The following is a 17307-nucleotide window of genomic DNA, read 5'->3' on the forward strand; positions in this document are numbered from 1 at the left end:
GCAATCTGTACCGGAATCATTCGGGACGTTCGAGTGAGGGATGGGGATGAACCGGGCGGTACAGGTCGCGATGGCGAAGGCCGGCGAGACTGCCGAGAGCCTTGCAGCTCAAGTCGGTGTCGATCCGAAGACGGCGGCGCGTTGGGTGAGCCAGGGACGAATTCCGCAGACCCGTCACCGTGCCCGGGTCGCCGAAATCCTGAACAAGGACATAGAGGAGCTCTGGCCGGACGCACTGAAACGAAGGGAGCCAGCATGGTTCCAGCCGTGGACGGACATCGAGCGCGAAGCGGCTGGGCTGCGGTGCTATGAGTCGACCGTTGTCCCCGGACTACTTCAGACCGAGGCGTATGCCCGCGCAGTGCTCGCTAGTGGCCCCCTGATAGCTGATGCAGACAGCTACGTCGAGACGCGGCTACGGCGGCAGACTGCGGTGTTTGAGCGGCCCCGCCCGCCCCTGGCGGTCTTCGTAATCGATGAGTCAGCGTTACGCCGAGGTGCGCCGGCAGTCATGGTGCCGCAGCTCGACCACCTGGCGGCGATGGCCGAACGGCCTAACATCATGGTGCATGTCCTTCCGCTGGACGCGGGCCTTCACCCAGGCCAGGCGGGGCCGTTCGTGATTGCCACGACGAAGGACGGCGAGGATGTCGGCTACCTGGATGATCAGGCCGCTGGACGCATCACTAATGACGTTGCTCCGCTGTGGGCCGTGTGGGATACCGTGAGATCGGTCGCGCTCCCGCGAAACCAATCCATCGACTTCCTAAAGGCAAGATCATGGCTGACCTGACCGGCGCACGGTGGCGTAAGGCCACCCGCAGCAGCTCGAACGGCGGCAACTGCGTCGAGGTCGCCGACAACCTTCCCAGCGTCGTCGCCGTCCGCGACTCGAAGGACCCCGCCGGCCCGGCCCTCACCTTCGAGCCGGCGGCGTGGCGCGCCTTCGTCGCTGAGGTGGCCGGACGGGCCTGACCGCCCCGCCGGCATGCTGCCGCCCCGGACGGGCACGGACGGGCGAGACGGACGCGCCGGCCCGTGGTTGACTGCCCGGCATGGAGCTGGACGTCGGCGAGCAGCAACTTCCCGCCCTCCTGGACCTGCCGGCCGGGCCGCCCCGAGGGGCGCTCGCCGTGCTGCACGGCTCGCACGCCGACACGCGGTCGTACTTCCTCTACGAGCACCTGGCCCGGCTGCTGCCGCCGGCCGGCATCGCCGTGCTGCGCTACGACCGTCGCCCCCGGGTCGACGGTCGCGACGTGCCGCTGGCCGCCCAGGCCGACGACGCCGCGGCGGCCCTCGACGTGCTGCGCCGGCAGGCCGGCGACATCCCCGTCGGGCTGTGGGGGTTCAGCCAGGGGGCCTGGGCGGCGGCGCTGACCGCCAGCCGGCACCCGGTCGACTTCCTCGTGCTCGTCGGGTGCAGCGGGGTCAGCCCCGCCCGGCAGATGCGGTACGGCACCGCTGAGCAGCTTCGCCGCCACGGGTACGGCGACGCCGACCTCGCCGAGCTGGACCGACTGCGTGGGGTCGCGGAGGCCTACCTGCGCGGCGGGCTGTCCCGGGAGGTCGCCCAGGCGGAGCTGGACGCCGCCGTCGAGCGGCCCTGGTTTCCGCTGGCGTTCCTGCCGCGGGAGGTGCCGGAGCCGGGCACCTGGACCGACATGGACTTCGACCCGGAGCCGGTCTTCGCGGCGCTGACCTGCCCGGTGCTGCTCTGCTACGGCGAGACCGACGCCTGGACGCCGATCGAGGAGAGCCTGGCAGTGTGGCGCCGGGCCGCCCGTGCCGCGGAGCTGACCGTCGCCCGGCTGGCCGGCTGCGACCACACGCCCACCCTGAACGAGGCCCAGGACCTGGACGGTGTCAGCCCGCAGTACGAGCAGGTCCTGCTCTCCTGGCTGAACCGGCGACTTCCCGCTGGGGGATGACCCGCGCCGCCGGGCGCTGACGGATCACCGGGGGCCGCCACGGATGCGCCTGTGGCGTACGACGCCCGGCATGGCGACGGCCGGCCACCCGTCCAGCTCGGACGGCGGCACGCCCCGCCGCAGCAGGTCGTCGAGAAGCAGCGCCAGCGAGTAGCCGGGGTGCTCGGCCAGCCCCCGCTCCAGGGCCACCGCCGCCAGCGCCCCCTGCCCCGCTCGCCAGGCCGCGAACGCCAGCAGCGCGGCCGGCGCGGCGATCAGATCCGGCTCGGCCCGGCGCAGCACGTCGGTCCAGAGCGCGATGTCCTCGTCCCGCCCGTCGGTGCGCTCCCACGCGTGGTCGCGGACCGGCACGTGGGTCAGCAGCAGGCTCAGCCAGGCCACCTCGTCGTCGCCGAGCCGTTGTCCCCGCCGGTGCCGGCGCAGCGCGCCGCGTACCGCTGTCGTGCCGGCAGCCCGGACCGCGCGCCCGTCGCGCAACTCCGCCGGGGGCGCCTTGTCGAGCAGGGCCGCCAGGCGCCGCTCGGCGCGGGCGGCGGCCCGGCGCATCGCCACCCGGCCCGGGCCGTCGACCGGGGCGACCTGCGCGACGAGGGCGGCCCGGTCGGGCAGGGCGACCTGGCCGGCGAAGACGGCCGCCGCACTGACCTCGCTGGCCCCGGCGTCGAAGCGGGTGCCCTCGGGCGGGCAACACTCCGGCTCGACGCAGACGTACGACCAGTAGCGGCCCTCGGTGACGCGGAGGGCGTCGAGCACGGGCAACCCGGCGGCGCTCAGCGCGGCGCGCACGGCGTCGACCGCCGGGGTGACCCGGGCGGCCGGGCCGTAACCCAGGACGGTGGTGGTCTCGGCGCGCTGCCGGGCGATGACGCCGGCGAGGTGCCGGGCGGCGTCGCCCGGGTCGGCCAGGTCGGGCAGGTCGGCCCGGGCGGCGAAGGTGATCCGGCGGCCCCGCATGGCGATCACGACCACGCTGTCGGCCGGATGGAAGCCGAGCAGGTAGGGCACGGCGGCGATGAGGTCGGCGGGGGAACGGACGGCGAGCCGGGGGCGGTCGGTCGAGGTCATGGCAGGAGCCTGCGGCGCGGGCGAAGCCGCCGGCAGCCCCTGTGGACGACACGCGGGTTATCCACAGACACGGAGCGTGTCGCCCCAGCTCAGGCGCTCACGCCCCGACCCGGGTCGGGCTGGTCCGCCACCAGGGACGCCAGCTCGCTGCGGGAGCCGACGCCCAGCTTGGGGTACGCCTTGTAGAGGTGGTAGCCGACCGTGCGTGGGCTCAGGAAGAGCTGTGCGCCGATCTCCCGGTTGCTCAGCCCCCGGGCGGCCAGCTGCACCACCTGGTGTTCCTGCGGGGTCAACCGCTGCACGGCACCCGTGTCGGCGGCCCGGACGCTCTCCCCGGCGGCGCGCAGTTCGGCACGCGCCCGCGCGCTCCAGGGCCGGGCCCGGAGCCGGTCGAAGATCTCCAGCGCCGAGTGCAGCACGATCCGCGCCTCGCTGATCCGGCGCGCCCGGCGCAACCACTCGCCGTGGAGCAGCTCGGTGCGGGCCCGTTCGAACGGTGGGCCGCCCTGCCGGTGCAGCGCCACCGCCTGGGCGTACCGGTCGTCGGCGTTGCCGTCCAGCAGTGCCTGGCACCGCAGCGCGACGGCCCGCGTCCACGGCTGGCGGACGTGCGCGGCCCATTCGGCGTACTGCCGGGCAGCGGGCAGCCCGTCCGCCGGCCGGTCCACCCGTACCGCGGCCTCCACCAGGTCGGGAAGGCTGGCCATCGCGCCGCCGCGGTGCCGCGCGGCCAGCATCCCGGAGAGCCGGCCGAAGGCCGCCTCGTGCCGGCCGAGGCCCAGGTCCAGCAGGCTCAGCGCGCCCGCCGCGTGGACGTTGCCCGGCGTCACGGCCCGCGCTATCGGTTCCGCGGTCAGCTCGACGCACCGCTCCTCGTCACCCCGGACGGCGGCCAGGGCGGCCAGCACGGTGTTCAGGTAGACCGCGTGCCGGCGCTGCCCGGTGTCGGCCGCGATCCGCAGGCCCTCCGTGGCGTTGGCCTCCGCGTCGTCGTGCCAGCCGGACATGAGCTGGGTGCGGGCGAGCAGCGGAAGCACCGAGGCGAGCAGGCCGGCGCCGCCCTGCTGGCGGGCCGTGTCGGCCAGTCGCGCCGCGATGTCGTGCGCGCTGTCGAGGTCGGCCAGCATCAGGTGCCACCACCCGATGTCGAGCAGCTCCAGGTGCTGCGCGCAGCCGGTCGTCTCCTCGACCAGCACCCGCAGCGGCTCGACCGAGGCGTCGGAGAGGGCGTTCTGCGCGGCGAAGACCCGGGACAGCGCGGTGACGAGGTGGGCGCTGGGCACGCCCAACTCCTCGGCCCGGGCGGCGGTGCGGTCCAGCGCGCCGAAGTCGCCCGCGTTGGCGGCCGCCCGGCCGGCGCGGAAGAGCAGGTGACCGGCCCGGCGCGGGTCGAGGGAGGCCACCGCCACGGCGGCGTCGGAGAGCAGGCGGTGGGCCTCCTTCGGGCGGTCCCGCGAGTCCAGCACGGTGGCGCGGACCAGGGCGATGTCGGCCAGTTGCACGGGATCGGTGACGTAGTCGGCGGCCTGGTCGGCCAGCGCCGCGGCCCGGTCCAGCTGGCCGGCGTCGGCGGCCGCCTCCGCCGCCGTGGTCAGCCGCTGCCCGCGCCGGGCCCGGTCCGCGGTCAGCGCGGCGGCCCGCTCGCACATCGCCGAGACCGCAGCGCTCACCCGGGGCGACCCGCTGCGGGCGGCGGCCTCCAGGGCCTGCGCCGCCTCCTCGTCGGGGCCGATGGCCATCGCCGACCGGTGCCAGGCGTACGAGCAGACGTCGCCACGGGCCGCGTAGACCGCCGCGAGTGCCTCGTGCGCCGCCATCCGGCTGCCGACCTCCGCGGTCTCCCGCAGTGCCGTACGCACCAGCGGGTGGCGGAACACCAGCCGGCCCTCCACCAGCCGCACGAGCTGCGCCTGCTCGGCGGGAGCCAGGTCGTCCCGGGTGCAGCCGAGGCGTTCGGCGGCCGGGAGCACCACGGCGGCGTCGGCGGTGGACGCGTCCGCGGCGACGCCGAGCAGCCGCCGGGTCGCCTCGGGCAGCCGCCGCACCCGCTCGGCGAAGACCTGGTGAAGCCGCTGGTAACGCGAGGACGGCACGCGCCGCGGCTCGCCGTCCAGGGGCAGCTCCAGCAGGGCGAGCGGGTTGCCCTGCGCCTCGGTGAGCAGGTCGGACCGGAGAAAGCCGGGCAACGGCTCCGGCCGTTGCGCGACCAGGGCGGCGGCCGCCGCCTCGTCCAGCGGCCCGATCGGCAGCTCCGGCAGGCCGGCCGGGTCGAACGGGGACGGCTCGTCGGCGCGGACCGCGACGACCACCGCGATCGCCTCGGCGTCGAGCCGACGCACGGCGAAGAGCAGCGCCTCCGCCGAGGCCGCGTCGAGCCAGTGCGCGTCGTCGACCAGGCAGAGCAGCGGGCGCTCCTCGGCCAATTCGGCCAGCAGGGTCAGCACGGCCAGCCCGACCAGGAACCGGTTGGCGTCGCCGCCGGCCTCCTGGCCGAACGCCGCCCGCAGCGCCCGGGCCTGGGGGGCGGGCAGGGCGTCCAGCCGGTCGGTCTCCCGGCCGAGCAGCAGGTGCAGCCCGGCGTAGGGAAAGCCCGCCTCCGACTCGATCCCGTCGGTGCGCAGCACCCGCATGTCGCCGGCCAGGTGCGCGGCGTGGTCGAGCAGCGCGGACTTGCCGATCCCGGCCTCGCCCCGCAGGACGAGCACCCCGCTGCGCCCGGACCGAACCTGCCCGAGCAGGGCATCGATCCGGGCGATCTCCTCGGTCCGGCCGTGCAGCACGGGAGTCAAGGCTACGCGGCCACCGTCGCGCTCATCGCCTGGTAGAGCGTCTCCTCCGACAGCGCGCCGTTGAGCGTACGGCCGGCGATCCGGAACACCGGCACCCCGCGTACGCCCTCGGCGCGCACCCGGGCGAGTTCGGCGCGTACGTCGTCGTCGCCACCGTCCTGCCAGGCGACGCCCATCTCGTCGGCGAGCCGGCGCAGCGTGGCCGGGTCGGCGACGTTGAGTTCGTCGGTGTGGTGGGCGCGGAACAGCCGCTCCACCATCGCCTCGCCCCGCCCCTGCCGGGCGGCCACCGCGATCAGGCGGTGCGCGGGCAGCGTGTCGGACCACACCGCGTGGCGGTGCCGGAACGTCAGCCCCTCGCTCGCCGCCTTCGACTCGATGCCGGCGACGGCGTCGTCCGCCTCCGCCCCGAACGCCCGGCGCAGCACGTCGATCTTCGGTTCGCCGTCGACCGTGGCGCGCGGGTCCAACTGGAACGGCCGGAACCGTGCGGTCACCTCCCCGCCCTCGGCGCGGATCCGGGCCGCCACACGCTGGAACCGGGCGTAGGCGAAGTACGACCACACGCAGGGCACGTCGAAGACGAATTCCACGTCCATCGTCCGCTCCTCCTCCCCGTCGTCTCCGGGTCAGGCCGCGTACGGGGCGCGCTCGCGGGCCTCCCGCAGCGCCCGGCCCCACCAACCGAGCTGGTCCAGGACGGTCTTGGCGGCGTTGTTGCAGCCCTGCGGCTCCACCGGCGTCCCGGACTCGTCGAACTTGTCCCAGCAGCCGTGGAAGCTGACCGTGTCCCGCACGGTCGTGGCGTGCACCTCGGCGAAGACCTGCCGCAGGTGCTCCACGGCACGCAGGCCGCCGGAGACCCCGCCGTAGGAGACGAAGCCGACCGGCTTCGCACGCCACTCGTCGCGGTACCAGTCGATCGCGACCTTTATCGAGGCCGGGTAGCTGTGGTTGTACTCCGGCGTGACCACCACGAAGGCGTCGGCGGCGGCCAGCCGCGGTGCGAGCGCGTCGACCACCGCCGGCTGCGGCGCGCCGAAGGCGGTGAGCGTCGCCGGCAGGTCGACCTCGGCCAGGTCGATCACGTCGACGTCGAAGCCGCCGTGCTGGCGCGCCTGGTCGACGAACCAGGTGGCCACCACCGGGCCGAAGCGCCCCTCCCGGGTGCTGGCCACGATGACGGCGAGACGCAACTGCTGGGTGGTCATGGATGTTCTCCCAGGTCGATCGGGGTGTGTGCCGACCACGCTAGGCAGCCGGCGGCGCCCCGCCATCTGTCAACCGACCGGTCACGATCCCGGCCGCGGGCCGGGTGGCCGGTACGGTCGTTCGACAGATGCCCGACGGACGTCCGCGTCCCTACCGTCGGCGCCCATGACCGCCACACACGCGTCGCAGCAGCCGCCGCCCGTCGCTCCCCGCACCCGCTGGGCCCCGGTGGCCGCCGTGGCCCTCGCCATGCTCGTGGTGACCTCCGAGATGAGCATCGCCGGCGTGGTGCTGCCCTCGATCGGATCCGAGCTGGGAGCCGACCCGGCGGCCACCACCTGGGTGTTGCTGGCGTACGCGCTCCCGATGGCCGCGATCTCCATCCCGGCCGGCCGCTGGGCCGACCAGGCCGACCCCCGACTGATCTTCGCCGTGTCCATGGCCGGCATCGGGATCACCAGCGTGCTCGCCGCCCTCGCACCGTCGATGTGGGTGCTGCTGGCCGTACGCCTGCTCCAGGGCGTCACCGGCGGGCTCACCCTGGCGGTCTACCTGCCGATGCTCGCCGCGACGGTGCGGGCGGACCAGCGGGCCCGCGCGATCAGCACGGTGGTGACCATCATGACCGTCGGCGGGATGGCCGGCGCGTCGCTCGGCGGGCTGGTCGCTGGCGCCCTCGGCTGGCGCGCGGTGTTCCTGCTGAAGCTCCCCCTCGTGGCGGTCGCGCTCTGGCTGGGTCTGCGGGCATTCCCCCGTGACGGCCGGGGACTGCCCGCCCCCGGCCTGCCGCTGCTGCGCGAGGTGGTGCTGCTGGGCGGCACGGTCGCCGCGGTGCTCGTCGCGGTCGACGAGATCACGGCGCGGCCGGCGGTGGCCGCCGGGCTCGGCGCGCTCGCCGTGGTACTCGGCCTGACCTGGGCCCGGCTGCCCGCTTCAGGACCGGTCATCGCGCTGGTGCGCGGTCGCCGCTTCGGGTTCACCGTCCTCGGGCTGTTCCTGGTGTGTTTCAACGTCGCGCTGACGGCCTTCCTCCTGCCGTACCTCCTCGCCGACGTCCTGCACGAGGGCCCGGAGGTCACCGGAGCGCTGCTGCTGGTCAACATCGGTGCCGTAACGGTCGCCTCGCCGGCCGCCGGCTGGCTCGCCGACCGGATCGGCGCGCTGCCCGCGGCGGCCCTGGGCGCCACGCTGGTCGCCGGCGCGACGCTGCTGCCGGTGACGCTCCCAGCCGACGCCGGGCTGGTGCACGTCGGATGGCAGGTCGCGGTGATCGGCATCGGGTTCGGCCTCTTCAACACCCCGGTCATCGCGGCGGTCATGGCGGCGGCGCCCACCGGGTCGACCGGCGCCGCCGGCGGGGTCAGCGGCACGGTACGGATGATCGCGACGACGCTCGCGCCGGCGGTCGCCGCGCTGTGCTGGACCGCCGGCGGTGGCGGGCTGGCCGGCTTCCGCACCGCCCTGGTGGTGCTCACGGCGATCCAGGCCGCCGGGGCGCTGGCTCTGCTGGCCGCCCGGCACCGCGACCCCACCCCGGTAGCCGCCCGCGCCGACGACTGACGGGTTACCTTGCGCAGATGGATCTGGCGTACCTGCGGGCGCACCCGGAGCACCTGCCGACCTTCCTGACCCACCAGCGGATCCGGGAGACACCCGTCTCGGGCGGCGACATCTGCGCCGCGTCCCGGCTGACCCTGGACGACGGCCACTCCGTCTTCGCCAAGACCTGGCCGGAGAACGCCGGCCGGCCGCTGCCGGAGGGCTTCTTCGCCGCCGAGGCGGCCGGCCTGCGCTGGCTGCGCGAGGCCGGGACGGTCGCCGTACCGGAGGTGATCGTGGCGCTGCCGGAGCTGCTGGCGCTCGACTGGGTGGAGCCCGGCGAGCCGACGCCCGAGGCGGCCGAACGGTTCGGCCGGGAGCTGGCGGGGCTGCACCGGGCCGGCGCCCCGGCGTTCGGGGCCGAGTGGGTCGGGTTCATCGGCGCGCTCCCGCAGGACAACACGCCGGACGACGGCCCGTGGTCGCGCTGGTTCGCCGAGCGCCGGCTGGTCCCCTACCTGCGCCGCTCGGTGGACGGCGGCGCGCTGACCGGGGCGGAGGCCGGGCTGGTCGAGGAGGTCGTCGACCGGATCGGGGAGTTCGGCGGGGACGAGCCGCCGGCCCGCGTCCACGGCGACCTCTGGCCGGGCAACGTGCTCTGGGGGGCCGACGACCGGGTCTGGCTGGTGGATCCGGCGGCGCACGGCGGGCACCGGGAGACCGACCTGGCGCAGTTGGCGCTCTTCGGCGGGGCGCCCCACCTGGACCGGATCCTCGCCGCGTACGCCGAGTCGTGGCCGCCGGCCGACGGGTGGCGGGAACGGGTGCCGCTGCACCAGCTCCACCTGATGCTGGTGCACACCGCCCTGTTCGGCGGGGCGTACCGGGATGCGGTCGCTCACACCGCCCGGTCGGCCCTGGCCGGGCTGGTGCGCGCTACCGTCGACGGGTGAACGCCGCCCCACCGACCGACGGCGTCCTCGTCGACCGGTACGGCCGCGTCGCCCGGGACCTGCGCGTATCCCTGACCGACAAGTGCAACCTGCGCTGCACCTACTGCATGCCGGCCGACGGGCTGCCCTGGCTGGCGGGCCCGCAACTGCTCGACGACGAGGAGATCGTCCGGCTGGTCCGGGTCGCGGTGCGGCAGCTCGGCGTGACCGAGGTGCGGTTCACCGGCGGGGAGCCGCTGATCCGGCCCGGCCTGGTCCGCATCGTGGCCGCCGTGGCGGCGCTGGAGCCCCGTCCCCGGATCTCCCTGACCACCAACGGCATCGGCCTGGACCGGCTCGCCCCCGCGCTGCGCGCCGCCGGGCTCGACCGGGTGAACGTCTCGCTGGACACCCTGACCCCGGAGCGGTTCGCCCGGCTCACCCGGCGGCCGCGCCTGACCGACGTGCTGGCCGGGCTCGCCGGAGCCGCCGCCGCCGGGCTCACCCCGGTCAAGGTCAACGCGGTGCTGATGCGCGGCGTCAACGACGACGAGGCACCGGCGCTGCTCCGCTTCGCTTTGGCCCACGGCTACGAGCTGCGGTTCATCGAGCAGATGCCGCTGGACGCCCAGCACGGCTGGGACCGCGCCGCCATGGTCACCGCCGACGAGATCCTCGCCTCGCTGCGGCGGGAGTTCGCCCTGGCCCCCGACCCGACGGAACGCGGCGCGGCGCCGGCCGAGACGTGGCTGGTCGACGGCGGCCCGGCCCGGGTCGGCGTGATCGCCAGCGTCACCCGGCCCTTCTGCGGCGACTGCGACCGCACCCGGCTCACCGCCGACGGGCAGGTCCGCGCCTGTCTCTTCGCCACCGAGGAGTCCGACCTGCGCGGCGCGCTGCGGGCCGGGGCGGACGACGACGAGCTGGCCCGGCGCTGGCGCGCGGCGATGTGGGGCAAGCGGGCCAAGCATGGCATCGACGACCCGGCCTTCCTCCAGCCCGTCCGGCCGATGTCCGCGATCGGGGGCTGAGCGTGACGGAACCGACGCGGCCGGCCCACGCCGGACCGCCGGCCCACGCCGGACCGCCGGCTGAGGCCGGACCGCCGCTCACCGTCCGGTACTTCGCCGGGGCGCGGGCCGCCGCCGGCCGGACCGAGGAGACCGCCTCCGCCGGCCGGTCGCTCGACGAACTCGTCGGTGAGCTGGCCGAGCGGCACGGCGCGCGGCTCTCCACCGTCCTGCGGGTGGCGAGTTTCCTGGTCGACGGCGTGACCTGTCATGATCGTCGGGCACCGCTACCGGCTGGGGCCACGATCGACGTCCTGCCCCCCTTCGCGGGCGGCTGAGGGAGGCGCACACATGCTGGCGGCACTGGCCTTCGTGGCCACCATGGCGCTGATCACCGGCCTCATCCACCTCTACCTGTGGAAGCGGCTGGTGCGCGACACCACCACCCCGGGACGCTGGCGGCGGATCGGCGGGATCACCGTTCTGGTGCTGGCGCTGCTCGTACCGGCGACCATGGCCGGCACCCAGGCGGGCCTCTACTGGCTCGCGTGGCCGGGCTACCTCTGGCTCGCCGTCATGTTCTACCTGCTGGTGCTGCTCGTGGCGCTGGAAGTGCCGATGGCGGTGACGAAGCTGGTGCTGCGCCGCCGGGCCGTCGCCGCGGAGCCCACCGCCGCCGCGCCCGAGCCCGCCCTGGTCGGCGCGGCGGGGCCGGCCGATCCGCCGGCCGCCGACGCGGTCGCGCAGCCGGACCACGACCCGGCCCGTCGGTTGCTGCTCGCCCGCGGGGCGGCGATCTTCGCCGGGCTCACCGCCACGGGCCTCACCGGCTCCGGCATCCGCACCGCGCTCGGCCCGCCGCAGCTCGACCGGGTGCAGATCCCGCTCGCCAAGCTCCCCCGGAGCATGGACGGCCTGCGGATCGCCACGGTCTCCGACATCCACCTCGGCCCGCTGCGCGGCCGGGCCCACACCGAGCGGATCGTCGCCGCGATCAACCGCCTGGACGCCGACATCGTCGCGGTCGTCGGCGACCTGGTCGACGGCTCGGTGGCCGAACTGGGTGAGGCGGCCGAGCCGCTGCGCGGCCTGCGCTCCCGGCACGGCAGCTACTTCGTCACCGGGAACCACGAGTACTACTCGGGCGTCGAGGAGTGGGTCCAGGAGCTGGACCGGCTCGGGCTGCGGGTGATGCAGAACGAGCGGACGGAGATCCAGGCCCGGGGCGGCGTGCTCGACCTGGCCGGAGTCAACGACGTCACCGCCGCCGGCACCGGGCTGGCCGCTCCGGCGGACTACGTGGCGGCGCTCGGCGACCGCGACCCGAGCCGCCCCGTGGTGCTGCTCGCCCACCAGCCGGTGGCCGCGGTGGAGGCGGCGAAGTTCGGCGTCGACCTCCAGCTCTCGGGACACACCCACGGCGGCCAGATGGTCCCGTTCAACCTCCTGGTGAAGCTCCAGCAGCCGGTGGTCTCCGGCCTCGGCGAGGTCGACGGCACCAAGGTGTACGTCACCAACGGCGCCGGTTTCTGGGGCCCGCCGGTGCGCGTCGGCGCGGAGCCGCAGGTCACCCTGGTCGAGCTCCGCTCCCGCTGACCCATAGCGCGGGGCCGGCGGCTTGTCCAGCACCGGACGCTCAGGTCACGGGTGTGCGTGGCGACCGGCGGGTAACGGAGCGGGCGTGACAGGATGCGGCGTGCCTCCGTTCAGCGCCGCACCCTCCGGTGGCCTCCCGCCGTTCGTCGCGGATCTGCACATCCACTCGAAGTACTCGCGCGCGTGCAGCCGCGACCTCACCCTGCCCAACCTGGGCTGGTGGGCGCGGCGCAAGGGCATCGGCGTGCTCGGCACCGGCGACTTCACCCACCCCGCCTGGTACGACCACCTGCGCGAGACCCTGCACCCCGCCGAGCCCGGCCTGCACCGGCTCAGCCCCGAGGCCGAGCGCGACATCGCCCGCCGGCTGCCACCCCGGCTGGCCAGCGAGGCGGAGACGGACCCGGTCCGGTTCATGCTCAGCGTGGAAATTTCCACGATCTACAAGCGGGACGACCGCACCCGCAAGGTGCACCACCTGATCTACCTGCCCGACCTCGACGCGGTGGCCCGGTTCAACACCGCGCTCGGGCGGATCGGCAACCTCGGCTCGGACGGCCGGCCGATCCTCGGCCTGGACTCCCGGGACCTGCTGGAGATCACCCTCGAGGCCAGCGCCGACGGCTACCTGGTGCCCGCGCACATCTGGACGCCGTGGTTCTCCGCGCTGGGCTCGAAGTCCGGCTTCGACGCGATCGCCGACTGCTACGCCGACCTCGCCGACCACGTCTTCGCGGTGGAGACCGGCCTCTCCTCCGACCCCGAGATGAACTGGCGGGTCGGCAGCCTGGACCGCTACCAGCTCGTGTCCAACTCGGACGCGCACTCGCCCCCGGCGCTGGCCCGGGAGGCCACCGTCTTCGCCACCGCGCGGGACTACTTCTCGATCCGGGACGCGCTGCGCACCGGCGACGGGCTGGCCGGGACCATCGAGTTCTTCCCCGAGGAGGGCAAGTACCACGCCGACGGGCACCGGCTCTGCGGGGTCAACTGGTCCCCGGAGCGGACCCGGGCCGCCGGTGGTCGCTGCCCGGAGTGCGGCAAGCCGCTGACGGTCGGCGTGCTGAGCCGGGTGGAGGAGCTGGCCGACCGGCCGGCGGGGCACCGGCCCCCGCACGCCAGGGACGTCACCCACCTCGTGCCGCTGGCCGAGGTCCTCGGCGAGATCAACAAGGTGGGTGCCCGCTCGAAGAAGGTCGAGGGGAAGCTCAACGACCTGCTCGCCGCGCTCGGCCCGGAGCTGGAGATCCTCACCACCACCCCGCTCGCCGAGATCGCCCGGGTCGGCGGGGAACTGCTCGCCGAGGGCATCGGCCGGCTGCGCCGGGGCGACGTCCGCCGGGTCCCCGGCTACGACGGCGAGTACGGCGTCATCACCCTGTTCGACCCGGCCGAGCTGGGTGGCGGCGCGGCGACGGCGCAGGAGACCCTCTTCGACGTACCCGTGCCGGCGCAGCGCACCCCCGCGGAGCCGGCGCCGAAGCCGCGGGCCAAGCGCCCAGCGGCGGCCAAGGCCGAGCCGAAGCGCAAGGCCGCGCCGCCCACGCCGCCGCCCCCGATCGCGCCGGCGCCCTCGCCGCACGAGCCGTTCGAGCCGATGCTCGCCGGCATGGAGGAGGTCGGCACCGGCCTGTTGGACCGGCTGGACGCGATGCAGCGGGTGGCCGCCTCCGCGCCCGGCGGGCCGCTGCTCATCGTCGCCGGGCCGGGCACCGGCAAGACCCGGACGCTGACCCACCGGATCGCCTACCTCTGCGCCGAGTTGAACGTCTTCCCGGAGCAGTGCCTGGCGATCACGTTCACCCGACGCGCCGCCGAGGAGCTGCGGCACCGCCTCGACGGCCTGCTCGGGCCGGTCGCCGAGGACGTCACGGTCGGCACCTTCCACTCGCTGGGGCTGACCGTCCTGCGGGAGAACGCCGACGCCGTCGGCCTGCCGGCGGACTTCCGGATCGCCGACGACGCCCAGCGGGCGGAGGCCCGCGCCGAGGCCGGCGCCGACGACGCCGCGTACACGGCGCTGCTGCGCAAGCAGGACCTGGTCGACCTGGACGAGCTGCTCACCCTGCCGGTCGCGCTGCTGCGGGCCGACCGGAAGCTGGTGCAGCGCTACCGGGAGCGCTGGCGGTGGATCTTCGTCGACGAGTACCAGGACGTCGACGAGGTGCAGTACGAGCTGCTGCGGCTGCTCAGCCCCGCCGACGGCAACCTGTGCGCGATCGGCGACCCGGACCAGGCCATCTACTCGTTCCGGGGCGCCGACGTCGGCTACTTCCTGCGCTTCTCGCAGGACTTCACCGACGCCCGGCTGGTCCGGCTGAACCGCAACTACCGCTCCTCGGCGCCCATCCTGGCCGCCGCGGTGCAGGCCATCGCGCCGTCGTCGCTGGTGCGGGGCCGCCGGCTCGACCCGGCCCGGCTCGACCCGGAGGCCCCGCTGGTCGGCCGCTACCCCGCGGCCTCCGTCGCCGACGAGGCCGACTTCGTCGTACGCACCATCGACGAGCTGGTCGGCGGGCTCTCCCACCGGTCGCTCGACTCGGGGCGGATCGACGGCCGGTCGACCTCGCTCTCCTTCTCGGACATCGCGGTGCTCTACCGCACGGACGCGCAGGCCGCACCGATCGTGGACGCGCTGGCGCGGGCCAACATCCCGGTGCAGAAGCGCTCGCACGACCGGCTGCGGGACCGGCCGGGGGTGGCGGCCATCGCCCGCGAGCTGCGGCACGCCAACGGGCTCGACGGCTCACTGGCCGCCCGGGTCCGGCTGGCCGGTCAGGTGCTGGCGGAGCGCTTCGCCGTGCCGACGCTGGACGGCGCCGGCGCGGTACGCCCGGAGGACGTCCGGGCGGCGGTCGACCTGCTCACCCCGCTGGCCCGCCGCTGCGGCGACGACCTGCCGCTGTTCCTGTCCCAGCTCGCCACCGGCGCGGAGGTGGACGCCCTCGACCCGCGCGCCGAGGCCGTCACCCTGCTCACCCTGCACGCCGCGAAGGGGCTGGAGTTCCCCGTGGTCTTCCTGGTCGGCGCGGAGGACGGGCTGCTCCCGCTGCGCTGGCCCGGCAGCACCCCCGACGACGACGCGATCGCCGAGGAGCGGCGGCTCTTCTTCGTCGGGCTGACCCGGGCCCAGGACCGCCTGTACGTCACCCACGCCGCCCGCCGCAGCCGGCACGGCAGCGAGCGCGAGTGCGCCCCGTCGCCGTTCCTTGACGCCATCGACCCGGGCCTGTTCGAACGCTTCGGCGAGGCCGAACCCCGCCGCCCCAGGGACCGCCAGCTCCGCCTCATCTGAGGCACGCCGGGCTCAGGCGGCGAGGGTGGTGAGCCAGGCGCCGGTGAGGAGGGCCGGGCCGAGCGGGAGAGGGGTGTCCCGGCGCACCCTGCCGGCGGCCAGCAGGGCGAGCACCACCACGCCGTTGAGCAGGTGCGGCAGGAGCAGCCCGAGCGCCAGCGGCGACCAGCCCAGCCAGCCGAGCGGCAGGCCCAGCACGGCGGCGAGCTTCACGTCGCCGAAGCCCAGCCGCGAGCCGGGCAGCAGCGCGAGCAGCGCGTGCCCGACGAAGCAGAGCGCGGCCCCCGCCACCGCGCCGAGCAGCCGCTCCGGGGCCCCGGTCAGCAGCGCCGCGCCCGTCAGGCCGACGGCGACGACCAGCGCGGCCGCGCCCACCAGCGGGTCGGGCAGCCGCAGGCAGGCCAGGTCGACCAGGGCCAGCACCAGCCCGACCGCCGCCAGCCCGAGGAAGGCCGGCAGGACCGGGTCGCCGCCGAGGGCCGCCGCGAGCCCGGCGAACACGACAGCGCCCGCGCCCGCCACCGCCCCGGACCCGGTGCGCGGCCCGGGCCGGGTTGACGCCGGGCGGCCCGTCCAGCGGCGGGCGACCCGGGGCGCGGCGAGACCGGCGACGCCGCCGAGCAGCGCCGCGCACGCGACCAGCCCGCCCGACACGGGCCGGACGCTACCGGCGGGACGGCTCCGGCGCGGTCCCCCGGGCGGGACTTCGGGGCCTCTCGGTGCTCACCACGAGGGCGACCCCGGCGACGATGACCGCGCCGCCGAGCAGCACCTGCGCGGTGACCGGCTCCGCGACGAACAGCGCGCCGAGCGCCACCGCGACCGCCGGGTTGACGTAGGCGTACGTCGCGACCAGCGAGATCGGGGCGTGGTGCAGCAGCCAGACGTACGCGGTGAAGGCGACCAGGGAGCCGGCCACCATCAGGTACGCGAGCGCGAGCCACGACCGGCCGGTCACCTGGCCCGGGTCGAAGCCGCGCAGCTCGCCGCGACCGACGGCGAGGACGGCGAGTGCCGCCGCCCCGGCGAACATCTCGTAGACGGTGGCGACGAACGGGTCGGCGGGCATCCGGATCCGTCCGGAGATGAACGAGCCGATCGACCAGCTCGCGGCGGCTGCCACGATGGTCAGCGCCCCGGCGAGCGGTACGTCACCCGCCCCGCCGCTCGGCAGCACGAGCAGCACCAGGCCGACGAAGCCCAGCGTCACCCCGGCCAGCGTCCAGAACCGGGGCCGGTCGCCCGTGGCCGTACGCAGCAGCACCACCAGCAGCGGGACGATGGCCACGAGCAGCGCGGCGATCCCGGAGGGCACCGCGACGCCCGGCGGGCCGGACTCGGCGAGCACCACCAGCCCGTTGCCACCGGCGAGCAGCAGCACCCCGACCAGCGCGGCCGAGCCGAGCTGCCGCCGGTCGACCCGCAGCGCGCCCGGGCCCCGGCGCAGCCGCAGCACGACCGCCAGCACCAGACCGGCGGCGGCGAACCGGGTGGCCGCCGAGCCGAGCGGCGGCATCGACTCCACGGTGATCCTGATGCCGAGGTAGGTGGAGCCCCAGACGACGTAGACCAGCAGCAGGGCCGTCCAGACCAGGGCCGGCGTGGCGGCGGCCGCCCGACGAGCCCCGGTGCCCGGGTCGGTCCGGTTGGGCGGCTTGCCGGCCGGCGACAGAATCGGTGCGCGTGGTCTCATCGGGGGACACGCTACGGTGGCCTGGGCGTCGGCGTCCCTCGTTGGTGGCCGGCCTCTCACCACTCATGCGGGAGACGTGCATGGCGAACTACGGACCACCACCGGGTCGGGGGGACCCGGGCCCGTGGCGTGGGCGGCAGCCGGACGAGGCGTACGGCCCGTCGGCCGGATCGCCCGGGCGCGGCGGGTGGGACGACCCGCACGCCGCGTACCCGCCGCCGGAGCCCGGGTACGGCGGCCAGCCG

At 75.4% G+C, this 17307-nt stretch carries 15 protein-coding genes; 9 read left to right on the forward strand and 6 right to left on the reverse strand.

Features of this window, described 5'->3' with window-relative positions; genetic code table 11:
* Positions 1-46 precede the first annotated feature (46 nt).
* The 3 genes from ACFY23_RS00630 to ACFY23_RS00640 all read left to right on the forward strand — a co-directional run bounded on the left by ACFY23_RS00630 (position 47) and on the right by ACFY23_RS00640 (position 1931).
* The gene (locus tag ACFY23_RS00630) at positions 47-793 is read left to right on the forward strand and encodes a helix-turn-helix transcriptional regulator (protein ID WP_350678374.1); all 747 of its coding nucleotides are present in this window, start codon (positions 47-49) and stop codon (positions 791-793) included.
* Positions 781-975 carry a DUF397 domain-containing protein gene (locus tag ACFY23_RS00635; protein ID WP_350678372.1) on the forward strand — a complete coding sequence of 65 codons (195 nt, stop codon included), beginning with the start codon at positions 781-783 and terminating at the stop codon, positions 973-975. Before ACFY23_RS00630 ends, ACFY23_RS00635 begins: the two co-directional genes overlap by 13 nt.
* An 80-nt stretch (positions 976-1055) precedes the next feature.
* A complete protein-coding gene (locus ACFY23_RS00640; protein ID WP_350678370.1) occupies positions 1056-1931 on the forward strand; it encodes an alpha/beta hydrolase in 876 nt (291 codons plus the stop codon).
* A gap of 24 nt (positions 1932-1955) precedes the next feature.
* Here ACFY23_RS00640 and ACFY23_RS00645 read toward each other — a convergent pair whose 3' ends face one another.
* The 4 genes from ACFY23_RS00645 to ACFY23_RS00660 form a co-directional block, all read right to left on the reverse strand.
* Positions 1956-2996 carry a DUF4192 domain-containing protein gene (locus tag ACFY23_RS00645; protein WP_350678367.1) on the reverse strand — a complete coding sequence of 347 codons (1041 nt, stop codon included), beginning with the start codon at positions 2994-2996 and terminating at the stop codon, positions 1956-1958.
* Between the two features lie 89 nt (positions 2997-3085).
* A complete protein-coding gene (locus ACFY23_RS00650) occupies positions 3086-5776 on the reverse strand; it encodes an AAA family ATPase (protein ID WP_350678364.1) in 2691 nt (896 codons plus the stop codon).
* 11 nt (positions 5777-5787) lie between these two features.
* The gene (locus ACFY23_RS00655; protein ID WP_350678361.1) at positions 5788-6384 is read right to left on the reverse strand and encodes a DsbA family protein; all 597 of its coding nucleotides are present in this window, start codon (positions 6382-6384) and stop codon (positions 5788-5790) included.
* Between the two features lie 30 nt (positions 6385-6414).
* Positions 6415-6996 (reverse strand): NAD(P)H-dependent oxidoreductase, encoded by a 582-nt coding sequence (locus tag ACFY23_RS00660; protein WP_350678359.1) that lies wholly within the window; start codon positions 6994-6996, stop codon positions 6415-6417.
* A 166-nt stretch (positions 6997-7162) separates the two neighbouring features.
* On the opposite strand from ACFY23_RS00660, the gene ACFY23_RS00665 reads away from it, so the two are divergent.
* The 6 genes from ACFY23_RS00665 (at position 7163) to ACFY23_RS00690 (ending at position 15369) form a co-directional block, all read left to right on the forward strand.
* Positions 7163-8557: an MFS transporter gene (locus ACFY23_RS00665; RefSeq protein ID WP_350678356.1), complete on the forward strand. Its 1395-nt coding sequence runs from the start codon at positions 7163-7165 to the stop codon at positions 8555-8557.
* A gap of 17 nt (positions 8558-8574) precedes the next feature.
* Positions 8575-9489, forward strand: a complete 915-nt coding sequence (locus ACFY23_RS00670) for a fructosamine kinase family protein (protein WP_350678354.1) — start codon at positions 8575-8577, stop codon at positions 9487-9489.
* Positions 9486-10499, forward strand: a complete 1014-nt coding sequence (gene moaA, locus ACFY23_RS00675; RefSeq protein ID WP_350678352.1) for a GTP 3',8-cyclase MoaA — start codon at positions 9486-9488, stop codon at positions 10497-10499. Before ACFY23_RS00670 ends, moaA begins: the two co-directional genes overlap by 4 nt.
* A 2-nt stretch (positions 10500-10501) precedes the next feature.
* Positions 10502-10816 (forward strand): MoaD/ThiS family protein, encoded by a 315-nt coding sequence (locus tag ACFY23_RS00680; RefSeq protein WP_350678350.1) that lies wholly within the window; start codon positions 10502-10504, stop codon positions 10814-10816.
* Positions 10817-10829: 13 nt separating this feature from the next.
* Positions 10830-12074 carry a metallophosphoesterase gene (locus ACFY23_RS00685; protein ID WP_350678347.1) on the forward strand — a complete coding sequence of 415 codons (1245 nt, stop codon included), beginning with the start codon at positions 10830-10832 and terminating at the stop codon, positions 12072-12074.
* 100 nt (positions 12075-12174) lie between these two features.
* Positions 12175-15369 (forward strand): UvrD-helicase domain-containing protein, encoded by a 3195-nt coding sequence (locus ACFY23_RS00690; RefSeq protein WP_350678345.1) that lies wholly within the window; start codon positions 12175-12177, stop codon positions 15367-15369.
* 12 nt (positions 15370-15381) lie between these two features.
* On the opposite strand, the gene ACFY23_RS00695 is transcribed toward ACFY23_RS00690, so the two are convergent.
* Together ACFY23_RS00695 and ACFY23_RS00700 are read right to left on the reverse strand one after the other, a co-directional pair.
* The gene (locus tag ACFY23_RS00695; RefSeq protein ID WP_350678343.1) at positions 15382-16023 is read right to left on the reverse strand and encodes an A24 family peptidase; all 642 of its coding nucleotides are present in this window, start codon (positions 16021-16023) and stop codon (positions 15382-15384) included.
* A 10-nt stretch (positions 16024-16033) separates the two neighbouring features.
* Entirely contained in the window at positions 16034-17062 is a 1029-nt protein-coding gene (locus ACFY23_RS00700) for an EamA family transporter (RefSeq protein WP_350678340.1), read from the reverse strand.
* Positions 17063-17307: the final 245 nt, after the last annotated feature.

It is taken from the genome of Micromonospora sp. NPDC000121 (assembly GCF_042899165.1).
Taxonomy (GTDB): domain Bacteria; phylum Actinomycetota; class Actinomycetes; order Mycobacteriales; family Micromonosporaceae; genus Micromonospora.